Origin of the sequence: Thioclava sp. JM3, from assembly GCF_002213185.1 — a bacterium.
Taxonomy (GTDB): domain Bacteria; phylum Pseudomonadota; class Alphaproteobacteria; order Rhodobacterales; family Rhodobacteraceae; genus Thioclava; species Thioclava nitratireducens.
In genome coordinates this window covers 115,317-130,441 of record NZ_NBOB01000004.1, presented here as the reverse complement: position 1 = coordinate 130,441, position 15,125 = coordinate 115,317, and the positions used below count along the sequence as shown (strand labels likewise).

Below are 15,125 nucleotides of genomic sequence, written 5' to 3'. Positions count from 1 at the left end.
GCCGTATCACAAGCGCGAGAGATTGGCCCGTTTGCCCCTGTGTTTCGATGCGCGCGTTCAAGCCCAACCCCCTTTATTTATTGGGAATTTTTTCGTGTGTCGCAGGACTGTGATGGAAATTGTGCATATATTTCATATGTTTGCGGCTGTTCCTGCGACAATTTGTCAAGACCGATTGACCTCAAGGGCGCTGCCCTAGAGTGGAAGGCAACGCGCGGGATGGGAGCCCTCGCGGCCTCCCCCGAGAGACCCCTATGCCCCCGCGCCAAGAAGAGGGAATAGGAAAGGTATTTCCGTGTTGTTTGAAAAAATCTACAAGCGGCCCAGCCGCCTCGCTGCCCCGGTCCTGTTGACCGTCGCGGCTGCATGGCTGTCAGGTTGCGCGGAGAACGGGGTGATGACCCCGCTCGGGCCGGTCGCGGCCGGAGAACGCGCGCACTTGATCAGCTTCTTTCTCTGGATGCTGCCCATCACGTTGCCGATCCTGATCGGTACGCCGTGGATCGCGATGCGCTATCGCCGCCATGGCGGCAAGGGCAAGTACGACCCGAACTGGGCACACTCGGTTGGGGCCGAAGTCGTGATCTGGGGCGGTGCCACGCTCACCTTCCTCATCGTCGGCTGGCTCACCTGGGGCCACGTGCAGGGCGAAGACCCCTACAAGCCGACGGGTAAGGACCCGATGCATGTGAAGGTCATCGGTTCCGAGTGGAAATGGATGTTCATCTATCCCGGCAAGGTCGCCGCCGTGAACCGGCTGGTTCTTCCCGAGAACACCCCGGTCGAGTTCGACCTGACCGCGACCGGCGCGATGCAGAGCTTCTGGATTCCGCGTCTCGCGGGCCAGATCTACGCGATGCCCGGCATGAAGACGAAGATGAACCTGACCACCTCGGAGAACCCGTCGCAGACCTATGGCTTCAACAGCCAGTTCAACGGCGCGGCTTTCCCGCTCAACAAGTTCGAAGTGGACGTGGTGAGCCAGGATCAGTTCAACGCCTTCCTGCAAGAGCCCAAGCACCCCTTCGCCCAGCTCGAGAAGCAGTTCAAGAAAACCGCGACCTGGTCGGGGCCTGAACTCTTCGAGCCGCCGGAGACCGGTTTCTGGGACAAGGTGGCTATGAACCCCGACATGCTGACCGATGGTGGCGCCGCCATCCTTCCCGACAACGCGCCCGAGCAGAAACAGATCGATGACGCGATCCGCGACGAGCTGCATGTCTCGCAAATTCAACCTCAAGGGGACGCGCAATGAGTATTCTTGGTAGTCTCGACTGGAACGATATCTTCATCGTTCCCTTCTTTACGGAGCCGTCTCTGTCCACCGGGATCGCGGCCGGCGCCGGCGGCGTCGTCGTGCTCGGCGCGCTCGCGGTCATGGTTCTGCTGACCGTCAAAGGCTGGTGGAAACCGCTCTGGTCCAACTGGATCACTACGCTCGATCACAAGAAGATCGGCGTCATCTACATCGTTCTTGCCCTGATCATGCTGATCCGCGGCGTGCTCGAGGCGGTCGTGATGCGCGCCCAGCAGGTCTCGCCCGCACCGGGCTTCCTGTCGGTCGAACACCACGCAGAGCTGTTCTCGACCCACGGCACGATCATGATCTTCTTCGTGGCGATGCCCTTCCTGACCGGCGTCATCAACGTCGTCATGCCGCTCCAGATCGGTGCGCGCGACATGGAGTTCCCCTTCATGAACGCGGTTTCGCTCTGGCTGTCGATCGGCGGTGCGGCGCTCGTGATGGCCTCGCTCGTCGTCGGTCACTTCGAGACCGGCGGTTGGACCGCTTATCCGCCCTACACGGGCATCAAGCTGTCGCCGAACGAGGGCGTGGATTACTGGATCTGGTCGCTGGGCCTGACATCGGTGGGCTCGACGCTTTCCGGCATCAACTTCCTCGTGACGATCTACAAGCAGCGTGCCCCCGGCATGAAACTGTTCGACATGTCGATCTTCGCCTGGGCGACGCTGTGCACCGCGATCCTGATGATCTTCGCGATGATGCCGCTGACGGTGGCCTCGCTGATGCTGGCGCTTGACCGTCAGGCGGGCTTCCACTTCTTCACCGCCACCCAAGGCGGGAACATGATGAACTTCGCCAACATGTTCTGGCTGTTCGGTCACCCGGAGGTCTACATCCTGATCCTGCCGGCCTTCGGCGTGTTCTCGGAAGTCATCCCGACCTTCTCGGGCAAGAAGATCTACGGCTACACCTCGCTGGTCTGGGCCACCATTGCCATCGCAGTGCTGTCCTTCACCGTCTGGGTGCACCACTTCTTCACGATGGGCCAGACGGCCAACCTGAACGCGATCTTCGGGATCGCCACGATGACGATCGGCGTGCCGACGGGCGTGAAGGTCTTCAACTGGATGCTGACGATGTGGCGCGGCAAGCTGCGGTTCTCGACCGCGATGCTGTTCTCCACCGGCTTCATCTTCACCTTCGTGATCGGCGGGATCACGGGCGTCATGCTCGCCAACCCGACGATCGACTTCGCAACCCACAACTCGCTGTTCCTGGTGGCGCACTTCCACAACATGCTCATCCCGGGCCTGCTGTTCGGTATGTTCGCGGCCGTGAACTTCTGGTTCCCGCTCTGCTTCGGCTTCCGCCTGGACGAGAAATGGGGCCGTCGCAGCTTCTGGCTGTGGATGATCGGCTTCTACGGGGCCTTCATGCCGCTCTACGCGATCGGCCTGATGGGCGCGCCGCGCCGCATGGCCTTCTTCACCGAGCCGGCCTACTTCCCGTGGCTGGTGATCGCGATGCTCGGAGCGCTCTGCGTGCTGGCGGGTCTGACCGCGCAGGTCATCCAGATCTGGGTCTCGGTCAAGAACCGTGAGAGCCTGATGGTGCCGGCGGGCGATCCGTGGGACGGTCGTGGTATCGAATGGTCGCTGGGCTGCCCGGTGCCGGAATACGACTTCACCACCATTCCCGCGATGACCTCGCGCGAGCCGTGGGTCGATGCGAAGGAAGCGGGCAAGCGGATCATGGATCCGACCGAGTTCGTCGACATCCATCTGCCGAAGCCGACCGGTATGCCCTTCCTCGTGGGCCTCGTCGCGACGCTCTTCGCGTTCGCCATGATCTTCCAGATGTGGCTGATCGCGGCGGTGGGCTTCGTGGCCATGTGGGTGCTGGTGCTGATCCGCTCCTACGACACCGATTGGGAAGAAACCATCACTGCGGAAGAACTGCGTGAGGGCTATGAAGCCCATAAGCGCCTCGTCGAAACCACGCCGCAAATCCGGCTCGACGATGAGTTCACCACCAAGAACCGCGGCCTGATCATGGAGACGCAGGTATGAGTGCAACTATGAGCAACACGGGGGCAGCGCACGCTGCCTCCCACGATCACGGCCATCACGACAAGACGGGCACGGTGATCTTCGGCTTCTGGATCTTCCTGATGTCGGATCTCATCGCCTTCTCGCTGATGATCGCCAACTACGCCGATGCCGAATGGCACGGCATCGCGAACGGGCCGAGCCCGCATGAGCTGTTCAGCCTCGGCCTGCCCACGATCGAGACGATGGCGCTGCTGATCTCGACCTTCACCTTCGGCATCTGCACGCTGGGGATGAAATACGGCGCGTCGATGAAGCGCACCGTGGGCTGGCTCGTCCTGACGCTGGCACTCGGCGCGATCTTCCTCGGGATCGAACTCTACGAATTCCACGAGTTCTGGACCGAGGGCAACACGCCGCAAGTGTCGGGCTTCCTGACCGCCTATTACTCGCTGGTGGGTCTGCACGGTCTGCACGTCACCTCGGGTATCATCTGGGGCATCCTGTTGATGGTTCAGATGAAGACCTTCGGGATGAACGACCTGATCAAGTCGCGCCTCGTGCGTCTGGGCCTGTTCTGGCACATGCTGGACATCGTCTGGATCGCGCTGTTCACGAAAGTCTACCTGATGGGGGTGCTGTGATGGACTATATCAACTCCGACGTCGGCATGGACTCGGCTGAGTACAAGCACGACATGGCGCGCTATGTCTGGGGCTTCGCCCTCTCGGTGGTCCTGACGCTCGCAGGCGTCGTGATCGTCGCGGGCGGCATGTTCTCGGTCGGTGTCGCATGGTCCCTCGTGGGGCTGCTCGGCATCGCGCAGCTGGTGATCCAGTTCTGGGCCTTCATGCACCTCGATTTCTCGAAAGAGGCGCGACCGGACCTGTATCTGGTGCTGTTCACCTTCCTGCTTATCATCCTTATGGCCGCGGGCACCGTCTGGGTGCTGGCCGATCTGGCAAGCCGGATGGGTATGGGCGCCGGCAGCATGTGAGCCGAGGGGCCGGGGCCTTCGGTCCCGCGCCGCCAAGACAAAAAGAAACGCGGGCAGCGAAAACTGCCCGCGTTTTTTCATGTCCGCCTTTGCTGCGCGGTCACATCGGGAAAAGCTGGTAGCCTTGGCTCTCGAGCACCGGAACCGCCGCCAGCGCGGAGAGCGCCACATCCACATTCGGCCCGACCTGATCCTCGCTGAAGCCGTGATCGGCCAGCGCCTGCCCGCAGACGTAGAGCGTGACGCCTGCCTCCGCGAGCTCCTTCTTGAGCTTCGTGTCTGGATCATCGTTACCGAATTTCTTCTTATACGCTTCCGGCGAGAGGGCGAGCTTGGTCGCCGCGCCGTGCAGCACCACCGCGAACTTGCGATGCTCCTTGTCGACCCCCGCATTGCCGTAGACGTTGACCGCGCGCGCGACATGCCAGAGCGCTGCGTTCACGCCGTCTTCCATCGTCTTGCCACCGCCGACGTCGAAGACGATCTTCCAGTCCTTTTTCGGGTCAGGGGTCAGCGCGCCATCGGGCACGGGATGCATCTTGCCGTAATCCTTCACGACCGGGTTGATCCATTCGGTCTGACCGGAGCCTGTTCCGGGATCGTCCGAGGCGGCATAGGCCATGGTGCTGCCAAGCGCGATCGCGGCGAAATAGGGGATGACGAGGCGGGCGGGATAGCGCATCGGGAAACTCCTCGGATTGCAGGTGCCTTCGGGCTGCGAAATCGCAGCTCAGGGACAATCCGGAGACGGGGGCGCACGTTCCTCTACGATTTCTCACGCGCGATCCAGTTTTTGTGAGCGCAGGTTCGGGCGCGAGAACGCAAAGAAAAACGCCGCTCGAATAAGCGGCGTTCAGGGTGGTCTAGACGGTGCAGGCGGGGCTCAGGAGCCCCAGTGCCGCACCGGACCGCAATCCATATGCACGAAGTTCGAGCGCGAGTACTTGCCCACGCCGCCGGCATGGCAGGCGGTCGCTGCCTTGTACATCTGGCTGACCGAGCGCGACTTCAGCCGCAGGTCCATCGCCAGCCCCTTCATGTGCAGCGAGTTCTTCGCGACGCCTTTCGAGCGGGCGCGCAGCATCGCGTTGGTCTTGGGCGAGCGGTAGCCCGAGAGCAGCATGTAAGGTTCGTTCGATTCCATCAGGTTGTGTGCGGCCGCCGCGATGTCCACGGTGCGCGCGTCGATGTTTTTCAGCTGGTTGGTGCGCCAGTCGCGGGCGAAGTAGGTGATTTCCTTCAGCGCGTCCGGGATGTACTCACCTTCGATCCAGTAAACGGTGTCGAGCGTCTCGCCGGTACGACCGTTATACATCTTGATCCGTCGGATATCCCCAGCGCCCTTGAGTAGACCGAAAGCGTTACTCATGGTGGGGGCTGCCGTCACCATGGTCGCAGCAAATGCGCCCAGAAGGCCGCGCCGGGAAATCGTCGTCATAGCAAGTTCCTGTGTTCGCCTGTCTCTCGATTTACCCGCCCTGTTTCGGGCGGTTGAGGGATGGTAGACCCAAACTTCTCACTTCTTATGGCATAGACCGATTAATCGATAAAGAACGGAACTGATGCATCTTTGCCATAACGAGGCGGGTCGGCAAAAATTCGCCTGCCGGTAGTAAAAATCTCCTCACAGCCATGTGGGAGCGGCGCGAGGCCGCGGCCCCGGGTGGAGGAAAGGCGCTGTTGCGCGCCTGCATCTTTCCTCGGGCCTCGGCTCAATTCGTTGCGCGCAGGCAACGCTTCGCTGGACAGTTGCGGGTAAGTTTGGAACATCTGGAACGAAGGGTCCGGGCAGGGGTTTAGACGCCATGACGCGCAATTTCCGTAAGATAGGGCTGGCCTTCGCGCTGGCTACGCTCGCCGCCGGCGCCCAGGCGCAAGGCACTGCCCAGATCGCCGCCCAAGGGGCCATGTCGCCATTGGCAGGGGTCGAACTCTCGGGATTCACCCAAGCTGTCGCCGAAGCCGCCGCCAAGACTCCCGCCCTCGCCGCCTTCTACGCCGCGCGCGATTACCGACCGATCTGGACCGCCGCCGGGGATGCCGACCGCCGCGCGGCCTTCATGCGTGCGCTCGACCTGTCGAGCCTGCAGGGACTTCCGACCGCGCATTACGATCCCGCGGGTCTGCGTGTCGCCTTCGCCGCCGTCCAGTCCGAGCGCCAGCGCGGTCTGCTCGAAGTGAAGATGAGCCAGATCTTCCTCGATTACGCGCATGACCTGTCGCATGGCGTGCTCGATCCGCACAGCGTGATTTCCGATATCAAGCGCGAACCCAAGCGCGCCGATCCCGAGGCCCGGATCACTGCCTTCGCGGCCTCGACGAACCCCGCGCTGTTTCTGCGCGAACTCGCTCCGCAGATGCCGCAATATGCGCAGCTCGTGAAAGCGCGTCTCGATCTGGAGCATCAGATAGAAGCGGGTGGCTGGGGGCCGACGGTGCCCGGCTCCAAACTCGAGCCCGGCGACAGCGGGCCGGACGTGATCGCGCTTCGGAACCGGCTGCAGAAGATGGGCTATCTGGGCCGCACCGCCAGCGCGAGTTACGACGCCGATATGCAGAAGGCGGTGCAGGCCTACCAGGCCGATCAGGGGCTCGCGACCGACGGCATCGCCGGGCCGAGCACGCTGGGCGAGTTGAACAAGAGCCCGGAGGCGCGGATGAGATCCATCCTCGTCGCGATGGAACGTCTGCGCTGGATGAACGGCATCGATTTCTCGCAACGCTACGTCTGGGTCAACATCACCGATTTTTCGGTTCGCGTGGTCGATCATGGAAAGACCATTTTCCGCTCGGTCACGGTGGTCGGGCAGAATAGCTCGGATCGCCGCACGCCGGAGTTCTCCGACGAGATGGAGCGGATGGTCATCAACCCGGCATGGCATGTGCCGCGCTCGATCGTGACTAAGGAATATCTGCCGAAGATGCAGCGCAATCCGAACGCGGCGAGCCAGCTTCAGTTGATCGACAGCCAAGGCCGGGTCGTGCCGCGCTCGGCGGTGAATTTCGCGGCTTATAATGCGAGCAACTTCCCCTTCGCGATGAAAGAGCCGCCATCGAGCCGCAACGCGCTCGGGCTGGTGAAATTCCTGTTCCCGAACCGCTGGAATATCTACCTGCACGACACGCCGTCGAAATCGCTCTTCCAGAAAGAGACGCGGGCGTTCAGCCACGGCTGCGTGCGCGTCGGCGACCCCTTCGATCTGGCGTATACCCTTCTGAGCGCGCAAAGCGACAATCCCGAGGCGGAGTTCAAGCGCATCCTCAATTCGGGGCGCGAAACTGTGGTGCCGCTGGAAAAGCACGTTCCCGTGCACCTGACCTACTTCACCGCTTGGCCGACCGCGACCGGCCATGTCGAGTATCGCCGCGACGTCTACGGGCGTGACGCGATCCTCTTCGACGCGCTGCAAAAAGCCGGGGTGGAATTGGGTACGCAGGACAGCTAAATCTCTGGCAACGGGGGCGGTACTCCCGCCCCCAAGCGACCATGAGAGGATCGGCCATGTCCCAGACAATCGAGCAAATCGCGAAGGCGCTGGAGGCCCGCGCCGAAGGCGACCTGACGATCGAGGTGACGGGAGCTTCCGAGCCCGCCGCTGCGGGGCCCGACCAGATCGCGCTGGCGATGAGCGAGAAATACGCCGAAGGTCTGCAAGCCGGGAAGGCCCGCGCCGCGCTGGTATGGGAAGGTGCGGATTGGCGCGCCTACGGGCTGGAGGCCGCGGTTTTCGTGACCCGGCCCCGGCTCGCGATGGCGGGGCTGTCGAAAGCCTTCGACCCGGGCCCCTCGATCGCCTCCGGCGTTCACCCCTCCTGCGTGATCGACCCGACCGCCGTGATCGGCGCGGACGCGGCCATCGGTCCGTTCACCATCGTCGGGCCGGACGTGCGGATCGGCCCGGGCGCGCGCATCGTCGGGCAGGTCACGATCGGTGAGGGCGCCCGGATCGGGGCCGAGGCGCTGATCCATGCCGGAGTGCGCATCGGCGCGCAGGTGGTGATCGGCGACCGGTTCGTCTGCCAGCCCGGCGCGGTGATCGGCTCGGACGGGTTTTCCTTCGTCACGCCCGAGCCCTCCGGCGTCGAGGAAATCCGCCAAACGCTCGAGCAGCGCGAAGAGATCACCGAGCAGAAATGGACCCGCATCCATTCTCTGGGAACGGTCGAGATCGGCGACGATGTCGAGATCGGCGCCAATACCTGCATCGACCGTGGCACCGTGCGCGCGACGGCCATCGGCTCGGGCAGCAAGCTCGATAACCTCGTCCATATCGGTCACAACGTGCAGGTCGGCGAGGATTGTCTGCTCTGCGGGCAGGTCGGTGTCGCGGGCTCCACCCGGATCGGGCACCGCGTGGTGCTCGCAGGCCAATGCGGCGTGTCGGACAATATTACCGTGGGCGACGACGTGATCGCGGCGGGCGGGACCAATATCTACACCAACGTGCCGAAGGGCCGCACGATCTGGGGCAGCCCGGCGGTGAAGATGGAAACGCAGCTCGAGATCAACAAATCTCTGCGCAGACTGCCGAGATTGTTTGCGCAAATGGCCGAGCTTCGAGAAACTGTTACGAAACTCACGCAAAAAGGCGGCACGGAGTAACGCCAGATATGAGGCCAGACGTGCAAGACCAGGTTTTCTCGATCATCGCCCGCGAAGCCCTTCGTGAGCCCTCCGAGCTTTCGCCCGAAATGACCCTCGACGAGTTGGGGCTCGACAGTCTCGGTCTGGTGGAGGTGATCTTCGCCATCGAAGAGACGTTCGACGTTTCGGTGCCTTTCAACGCCAACGAGCCCGCCGCCTCGCAATTCGACATGTCCTCGATCGGGGCGATCGTCGGCGCGGTGGAGCGTCTCGTCTCGGGTGGCAAACCCTCGACCGCCGTCGCCTGATGCGGCGCGTCGTCATCACGGGCGCGGGCACGATCAACGCGCTTGGAGAGGGCGTTGCGGCAACCAAGACGGCCATGGCGGAGGGGCGCAGCGGTATCGGGCCGCTCTCCTTCGCTGATGTGGAGCGGTTGAGCATTCGCATCGGCGGCCAGATCCACGGCTTCGATGCCACCAGCCGCTTCACCTCGGCGCAGCTCGCGCAATACGATCCTTTCACCCAATACGCGCTGGTCGCGGGGGCGGAGGCGATGGCTCAAGCCGGGCTTGAGCGCGCCCCCGATCCCGCGGCCTGGGGCTGCATCATCGGCACGGCGGGCGGGGGACACACCACCGCGAACAACGCCTATCGCGCTGTTTTTGCCGACCAAAAGAACCGCGTTCACCCGCTGACGGTGCCCAAGCTGATGGGCAATTCCGCGCCTTCGCATCTCTCGATCCGCTACGGGCTGCAGGGGCCGAGCTTCGCCGTCGCCACCGCCTGCGCCAGTTCGAACCACGCGATCGGCCTCGCCTTCCAGATGGTGCGTTCCGGCATGGCCGAGGGGATGCTCGCGGGCGGCTCGGAAGCGATGCTCAATTTCGGTGGGCTGAAAGCGTGGGAAGGACTGCGGGTGATGTCGCCCGATGGCTGCCGCCCGTTTTCGGCGGATCGCAACGGCATGGTGCAGGGCGAGGGCGCGGGCGTTTTCGTGATCGAGGCGCTGGAAAGCGCCGAGGCGCGCGGCGCGCGGCCCTTGGCCGAGATTGCGGGCTTCGCGATGAATTCCGATGCGCGTGACGTCGTAATGCCCTCGCGCGAGGGGGCGAGCGCGGCGATCTCAGGCGCGCTGCGCGATGCGGCTATGGCGCCTGAAGAGGTCGGCTATATCAACGCCCACGGTACCGGCACGGCGGCCAATGACCGGATCGAGACAGCCGCGATCCGCGCGGCGCTAGGCCCGACGGCCGATCAGGTCGCGGTTTCCTCGACCAAGGCGCTGCACGGCCACTGCATCGGCGGCACGGGGGCGGTGGAGCTGATCGCCTGCCTGATGGCGCTTGGCGACGGGGTGATCGCGCCCACGGCGAATTACACCACGCCCGATCCCGACTGCGATCTCGATTACGTGCCCAATACCGCGCGCAAGGCACAGGTCGGCGCGGCGCTGTCCAATGCTTTCGCCTTCGGTGGGCTCAACGCGGTTCTCGCGCTGCGTGCGATATGAAAACGCCGCGCCCGGATCGGGCGCGGCGTCTTTGATCTCAAATGGTTATGAGTCGAAGCTCATCCATCCAGCTTACTGCTGAACGCCATTTTCCTTGTTTGTTTTCACGGTTTCCTCGAAGGCCTTGGTGAAGCCCTTGAGCGAGATATCCGCTTTCACCTTCTGCTGCGGGTTGGACAGCGGCGTGATCGTGATCGTCGCCTTGCTGCCTTTCTTGAGCGAGTCCAGTTCGGCCTTGCTGACACCGAAACGGGCGAAGCAGCCCATCATCCGCGGGTCGCAGAAGGAATAGGGGTAGACCATCGGCTTGCCGCCATCGACCTGCATCACGAGGTTCTGCGACAGGAGCGTCTGGATCGGCACCATGATGGTGAGGCCGGCTGCGGCCTGGCTGCCATCGGGCAGGCCGATCACCGAGATGTCGGCCACGTTGCCGCCATTCTGGTCCTTGATCACCTGGTACATCTGGCAGGGATCCTTGCCGTCGGGCGACTTGGCGCATTGCAGCTCCCAGTCTTCGTAGGTCGCCTTGACGTAGGTCTGCGGCTCCTGCGGCTTCTGGGCCTGCTGGTCGGCGCCGGGCATGGTCGGGGCGTCCGCAGCCGCATCGGGCGCGGTCTGGCCGTCGGTCGCCTGATCGGTGTTGGTCGCATCCGCGGCCGGGGCCGTCGTGCCATCGGCGCTTGCGCCTGCGGTCGCATCCGCCGACGGGGTCGTGGAGGTGTCGCTCGACGTGGTGTCTTGTGCCCAAGCCCCGCTTGCAAGGCCGAGGGCCAGAGCGAGGGCGAGCGGTTTCGTCAGTTGAGACATATTACTCTTCTCCTGAAACGTATTGGGCGAAGGCTTAACACGGGTCCGCGGCGCTGTCAGTGATGAATTCGGCAGCCGCGCTCACGGATAGGCGGCATGCTGCCACAGTTTCGTGAGGTGCCGGGACGCGCGCGTCGGGCTGGCTGTGAGCGGGAAATGCCGAGAGGCTCAGAGGGGCGATTCATCCGCGACGGGCGCGGGTGTGACGGGGCGTTTCGGGGCCACGATAGAGGGGCTTTCCAAGCGAAAGGGGCCCGTTCAGGACCCCTTCCTTTTCCCCCTGTCGGACTGGCCGACTTCGTCATTGACGCCACGCTAGGCTGTAATTTTTCACAGGTCAACAGGCAAAGTTGAGGAAGTGTTACGCGCGGTGAGGGGATGAGGCGCGCGGCGCAATCCCTTGGCATGCAAGAAAAAGACCGCGCCGAGGAGGGCGCGGCCAGTCTGACAGGGAGGAAGTGCCCCCGTCTGCGCAAAAGCGTAACCCGAGGGCAGGATCACACTGGCGCAAAGGGGTTAAGATAGTATTGTCTGAGCCGGGATTTGTTTGGCGAGGGCGAAATGACAGGTGTTCTGACCGAAGAGGGCGTGTTCGTTGGTGGCGGCGGCGAAGGCTACGCGACCCCGCAGGAATTGAAGCTCCAATACGGCAACCGTCACGGGCTCGTGGCGGGCGCGACGGGCACCGGAAAGACGGTGACGCTGCAGATCCTCGCCGAGGGATTTTCGCAGGCGGGCGTGCCGGTCTTCATGGCCGATGTGAAGGGCGATCTTTCGGGTATCGCGGCCTCCGGCTCGACCGAGGCCAAGCTGCATGACGCCTTCATGGAGCGCGCGCAGACGATCGGCTTCGATCTGGACTACCGCGCCTATCCGACGGTCTTCTGGGACATGTTCGGCGAGAAGGGCCACCCGGTGCGCACGACCGTCTCCGAGATGGGGCCGCTGCTGCTGAGCCGGCTGCTGGGGTTGTCCGAGGCGCAGGAAGGCGCGCTTAACATCGCCTTCCATATCGCCGACAAGGAGGGGCTGGCGTTGCTCGATCTCGATGATCTGCGCGCAATGCTACGCCATATCGGCGAGCGCGCGGACGAGATCGCGCTGGAATACGGCAATGTCGGCACCGCGACGATCGGGGCGATCCAGCGCGACCTGCTGGTGCTGGAGAACCAGGGCGGCGGGCAATTCTTCGGCGAGCCGGCGCTTGACCTGACCGACCTGATCCGAACCGATGAGAACGGGATGGGCCAGATCAACATCCTTGCTGCCGACAAGCTGATGGGAAATCCGCAGCTCTACGCCACCTTCCTTTTGTGGCTGCTTTCGGAACTGTTCGAGGAACTGCCCGAGGTCGGCAACCCGGACAAGCCGAAGCTCGTGTTCTTCTTCGACGAGGCGCACCTGCTGTTCGACGACGCGCCCAAGGCGCTGGTCGACAAGGTAGAGCAAGTGGCGCGGCTGATCCGCTCGAAGGGGGTGGGCGTGTTCTTCATCACCCAGAACCCCGGTGACGTGCCCGACGGCATTCTCAGCCAACTCGGCAACCGGGTGCAGCATGCGCTGCGGGCCTTCACCGCGAAGGATCAGCGCGACCTGCACCGCGCGGCCGAGAACTACCGCGCCAATCCGAGCTTCGACACCGAGATTGCGATAAAGGAGGTCGGCACCGGCGAGGCTGTCACCTCTTTCCTCGAAAAGAAGGGCGTGCCGGGGATGGTCGAGCGCACGCTGATCCGGCCGCCGCAATCGCGCCTCGGCCCGCTTAGCGATACCGAGCGCGCCGCGGTAATTGCGGAAAGCGGTTTGGGCGACAAGTATGACACGCCGGTGGATCGCGAGTCGGCGCAGGAAATCCTTGCCAAGCGCGCCGAACTGGCCGCGCGCGAGGCGGCGGAGGCGGAAGCGCGCGAGAAGGCCGCCAAGACCGCCGCGGGCCGCTCCGAGCTCGATGCGGGGTTCGAGAATTTCAACAACGCGCGGCGCTACGATCCGACGGCGAAGTCGAAGCCGACGCGCAGATCCTCGAGCCGATCCGATACGATACTCGAGACCTTTGGCAAGAGCCTCGCGCGTCAGCTGGGCACCAAGACGGGCCAGACGATCGTGCGCGGGGTTCTCGGCTCGCTCTTCAAGTCACGCTGAGGCTGACATCGATTTTCGGGCCAGCCGGGCTTCGGCGAGCAGGGCGATCAGCAGTTCAAGATGGCGGGCGACCGAGTAGGTGGCCTCGCCCGCGCGCCGCGCCTGATCGAGCGCCATTTCCTCCGCCATCAATGCGCGCAGCGCCGCGCCGGGGCGCGGCAGCTCGCTCATCCGCATCACACGCTTGAGGTCGCGTTTGCGGCTGTAATCGCTCAGTCCGAAGCGCGCGGCGCGGATCAGCAGGCGCGGGCGACGCATTCTCGCGACCCCGGCGACGGGTTCGGACGCGACGTTAGCGGGTGCCGTGGTGTCGACGAGATACAGTTGACCGGAAGGGCGGAGAGCGGGCGTGTCTTTCTGGCGAAATGCGGCGGTCATCGGAAACTCCCTTGAGGTGAGATCCCGAGCGTGACGCAGCTTCACACGGTGTTGCGCAAATTTCGGCGTCAGCGCGCGCCCGGCAAAGCTTTGTTTAGGAAGTTTAAGGAATTCTTGCTGGCGTCCCGTTTGTTAACGAACGGGTAACCAAAGCAACTCACGGTTGTTACCGGACGGACTCGCCGAGCTTTGCCCGGCGTAATCTGGGGGACAGTATGAATTCGATCGCACCGGCCCCGGCGGAACTTCCCGCCTGGCTGCCCAAACATGCCCAACTCTATCTGCGCCATGTCGAAGACGGCATTCCGATCAGGGAGTTGGCACGGGCCGAAGGCTGTGCAGCCTCGACAATCCTGCGCCGCGTGCGCCGGATCGAGGCGCGGCGGGATGATCCGCTGGTCGATGAGGCGCTGGAACGTCTCGGCCGTGCGGCCGGATCGGACGCTGCCAATCCCTCCATCGCTCCGGGACCGACCGTGCTCCAGAAGGACACGCCCATGACTGCAGCTTTCCGCCCTAGTGAAACTCCCGCCAACGAAGAGCAACTGCGCCGCGAGACGCGCCGCATCCTGCGCCGCCTGTCCGAGCCGGGCGCGCTGTTGATCGTGGGGCGCGAGATGGACAAGGCCGTGGTGCTGCGTGGCACGGTGCGCACGGCGGTGCTGGAGCGGGCGGTGGCGCAGGCCTTCGCACTGAAGGACTGGATCGAGGTGGCCCATGAGGGGCGCGTCACCAGCTACAAGATCACGCATGCGGGGCGCGCAGCGCTGAAGCGTGTGCTCGAAGAAGAGGCCGCCGCGCGCGGGGAGACCGCCGCCAATCCCTTCGCTGCGCAACATGGCGAGTTCGCCCAGGAGACGCGCGCCGACACGGACGGGCACCAGCGCCGTGTGCGCGCCAATCTCGCCGAGAGCCCGCTCGCAGTGCTGGCGCGGCGGCGCGACAAGCAGGGACGGCCGTTCCTGAGCGCCGATCTGGTCGCCGCAGGCGAGCGGCTCCGCGAGGATTTCGAATTGGCGCAGATGGGTCCGCGGGTCGGGCAGAACTGGGAACGCTTTCTGACCGGCGGTGGCGGGCGCGGGCAGTATCGCCCCGAACTGGCGATGGGCGGCGGCTCCGACACCGCGCGGGAGCGGGTGGCGCTGGCGCTGCGCGATCTGGGGCCGGGCCTGGGCGACATGGCGCTGCGCTGCTGCTGTTTCCTCGAAGGGCTGGAGACGGCGGAGAAGCGGCTGGGCTGGTCGGCGCGGTCGGGCAAGATCGTCCTGCGGATCGCCCTGCAACGCCTCAAGCGGCATTACGAGGAGACCTATGGCGGGGCAAGTCCGATGATTGGATGAGCGGTGAGGCCGTGAACGCGCAATGCGCTACCCCATGCTCAAACCTAACGGGTCGCTAAAGTTAAG

At 64.0% G+C, this 15,125-nt stretch carries 14 protein-coding genes; 10 read left to right on the top strand and 4 right to left on the bottom strand.

The window, feature by feature from the left end:
• Positions 1-295 precede the first annotated feature (295 nt).
• Genes B6V73_RS08555 through B6V73_RS08540 form a run of 4 tightly spaced genes read left to right on the top strand, consistent with a single transcriptional unit; the run spans position 296 to position 4,291 of the window.
• The gene (locus B6V73_RS08555; RefSeq protein WP_088721714.1) at positions 296-1,255 is read left to right on the top strand and encodes a cytochrome ubiquinol oxidase subunit II; all 960 of its coding nucleotides are present in this window, start codon (positions 296-298) and stop codon (positions 1,253-1,255) included.
• The gene (locus B6V73_RS08550; RefSeq protein ID WP_088718822.1) at positions 1,252-3,315 is read left to right on the top strand and encodes a cbb3-type cytochrome c oxidase subunit I; all 2,064 of its coding nucleotides are present in this window, start codon (positions 1,252-1,254) and stop codon (positions 3,313-3,315) included. Before B6V73_RS08555 ends, B6V73_RS08550 begins: the two co-directional genes overlap by 4 nt.
• 8 nt (positions 3,316-3,323) lie before the next feature.
• A complete protein-coding gene (locus B6V73_RS08545) occupies positions 3,324-3,938 on the top strand; it encodes a cytochrome c oxidase subunit 3 (protein ID WP_199224666.1) in 615 nt (204 codons plus the stop codon).
• The gene (locus B6V73_RS08540) at positions 3,938-4,291 is read left to right on the top strand and encodes a cytochrome C oxidase subunit IV family protein (RefSeq protein WP_077701192.1); all 354 of its coding nucleotides are present in this window, start codon (positions 3,938-3,940) and stop codon (positions 4,289-4,291) included. Before B6V73_RS08545 ends, B6V73_RS08540 begins: the two co-directional genes overlap by 1 nt.
• A gap of 100 nt (positions 4,292-4,391) precedes the next feature.
• Here the strand turns inward: B6V73_RS08540 and B6V73_RS08535 are convergent, their stop codons facing one another.
• Positions 4,392-4,973, bottom strand: coding sequence for a DsrE family protein (locus B6V73_RS08535; protein WP_088725025.1), 582 nt, complete (start codon positions 4,971-4,973; stop codon positions 4,392-4,394).
• Between the two features lie 201 nt (positions 4,974-5,174).
• Positions 5,175-5,729, bottom strand: coding sequence for a DUF882 domain-containing protein (locus B6V73_RS08530; protein ID WP_075774621.1), 555 nt, complete (start codon positions 5,727-5,729; stop codon positions 5,175-5,177).
• Between the two features lie 367 nt (positions 5,730-6,096).
• Here B6V73_RS08530 and B6V73_RS08525 point away from each other — a divergent pair, with 367 nt between their 5' ends.
• Genes B6V73_RS08525 through B6V73_RS08510 form a run of 4 tightly spaced genes read left to right on the top strand, consistent with a single transcriptional unit; the run spans position 6,097 to position 10,389 of the window.
• On the top strand, positions 6,097-7,737 hold the full coding sequence (locus tag B6V73_RS08525) for a L,D-transpeptidase family protein (RefSeq protein WP_088725024.1): 1,641 nt from the start codon (positions 6,097-6,099) through the stop codon (positions 7,735-7,737).
• 56 nt (positions 7,738-7,793) lie between these two features.
• The gene (locus tag B6V73_RS08520) at positions 7,794-8,894 is read left to right on the top strand and encodes a UDP-3-O-(3-hydroxymyristoyl)glucosamine N-acyltransferase (RefSeq protein ID WP_088725023.1); all 1,101 of its coding nucleotides are present in this window, start codon (positions 7,794-7,796) and stop codon (positions 8,892-8,894) included.
• An 8-nt stretch (positions 8,895-8,902) separates the two neighbouring features.
• On the top strand, positions 8,903-9,184 hold the full coding sequence (locus B6V73_RS08515) for an acyl carrier protein (RefSeq protein WP_075774623.1): 282 nt from the start codon (positions 8,903-8,905) through the stop codon (positions 9,182-9,184).
• The gene (locus B6V73_RS08510) at positions 9,184-10,389 is read left to right on the top strand and encodes a beta-ketoacyl-[acyl-carrier-protein] synthase family protein (protein WP_088725022.1); all 1,206 of its coding nucleotides are present in this window, start codon (positions 9,184-9,186) and stop codon (positions 10,387-10,389) included. The genes B6V73_RS08515 and B6V73_RS08510 overlap by 1 nt, the downstream gene beginning before the upstream one ends.
• A 72-nt stretch (positions 10,390-10,461) precedes the next feature.
• On the opposite strand, the gene B6V73_RS08505 is transcribed toward B6V73_RS08510, so the two are convergent.
• Positions 10,462-11,199 (bottom strand): invasion associated locus B family protein, encoded by a 738-nt coding sequence (locus tag B6V73_RS08505; protein ID WP_088718816.1) that lies wholly within the window; start codon positions 11,197-11,199, stop codon positions 10,462-10,464.
• A 561-nt stretch (positions 11,200-11,760) separates the two neighbouring features.
• On the opposite strand from B6V73_RS08505, the gene B6V73_RS08500 reads away from it, so the two are divergent.
• A complete protein-coding gene (locus B6V73_RS08500; protein ID WP_199224665.1) occupies positions 11,761-13,341 on the top strand; it encodes a helicase HerA-like domain-containing protein in 1,581 nt (526 codons plus the stop codon).
• Here B6V73_RS08500 and B6V73_RS08495 read toward each other — a convergent pair.
• Complete coding sequence (locus B6V73_RS08495; RefSeq protein WP_240504118.1) at positions 13,333-13,719, bottom strand: DUF6477 family protein; 387 nt, start codon at positions 13,717-13,719, stop codon at positions 13,333-13,335. The genes B6V73_RS08500 and B6V73_RS08495 overlap by 9 nt on opposite strands.
• Positions 13,720-13,934: 215 nt before the next feature.
• Between B6V73_RS08495 and B6V73_RS08490 the strand changes: the two genes are divergently transcribed.
• Entirely contained in the window at positions 13,935-15,059 is a 1,125-nt protein-coding gene (locus B6V73_RS08490; protein ID WP_088725021.1) for a DUF6456 domain-containing protein, read from the top strand.
• Positions 15,060-15,125: the final 66 nt, after the last annotated feature.

Excerpts from the sequence above, each read along its gene's own strand:
- B6V73_RS08550 (WP_088718822.1), top strand. The coding sequence starts at position 1,252 with ATGAGTATTCTTGGTAGTCTCGACTGGAACGATATCTTCATCGTTCCC.
- B6V73_RS08545 (WP_199224666.1), top strand. The coding sequence starts at position 3,324 with ATGAGCAACACGGGGGCAGCGCACGCTGCCTCCCACGATCACGGCCAT.
- B6V73_RS08540 (WP_077701192.1), top strand. The coding sequence starts at position 3,938 with ATGGACTATATCAACTCCGACGTCGGCATGGACTCGGCTGAGTACAAG.
- B6V73_RS08535 (WP_088725025.1), bottom strand. The coding sequence starts at position 4,973 with ATGCGCTATCCCGCCCGCCTCGTCATCCCCTATTTCGCCGCGATCGCG.
- B6V73_RS08530 (WP_075774621.1), bottom strand. The coding sequence starts at position 5,729 with ATGACGACGATTTCCCGGCGCGGCCTTCTGGGCGCATTTGCTGCGACC.
- B6V73_RS08525 (WP_088725024.1), top strand. The coding sequence starts at position 6,097 with ATGACGCGCAATTTCCGTAAGATAGGGCTGGCCTTCGCGCTGGCTACG.
- B6V73_RS08520 (WP_088725023.1), top strand. The coding sequence starts at position 7,794 with ATGTCCCAGACAATCGAGCAAATCGCGAAGGCGCTGGAGGCCCGCGCC.
- B6V73_RS08515 (WP_075774623.1), top strand. The coding sequence starts at position 8,903 with ATGAGGCCAGACGTGCAAGACCAGGTTTTCTCGATCATCGCCCGCGAA.
- B6V73_RS08510 (WP_088725022.1), top strand. The coding sequence starts at position 9,184 with ATGCGGCGCGTCGTCATCACGGGCGCGGGCACGATCAACGCGCTTGGA.
- B6V73_RS08505 (WP_088718816.1), bottom strand. The coding sequence starts at position 11,199 with ATGTCTCAACTGACGAAACCGCTCGCCCTCGCTCTGGCCCTCGGCCTT.
- B6V73_RS08500 (WP_199224665.1), top strand. The coding sequence starts at position 11,761 with ATGACAGGTGTTCTGACCGAAGAGGGCGTGTTCGTTGGTGGCGGCGGC.
- B6V73_RS08495 (WP_240504118.1), bottom strand. The coding sequence starts at position 13,719 with ATGACCGCCGCATTTCGCCAGAAAGACACGCCCGCTCTCCGCCCTTCC.
- B6V73_RS08490 (WP_088725021.1), top strand. The coding sequence starts at position 13,935 with ATGAATTCGATCGCACCGGCCCCGGCGGAACTTCCCGCCTGGCTGCCC.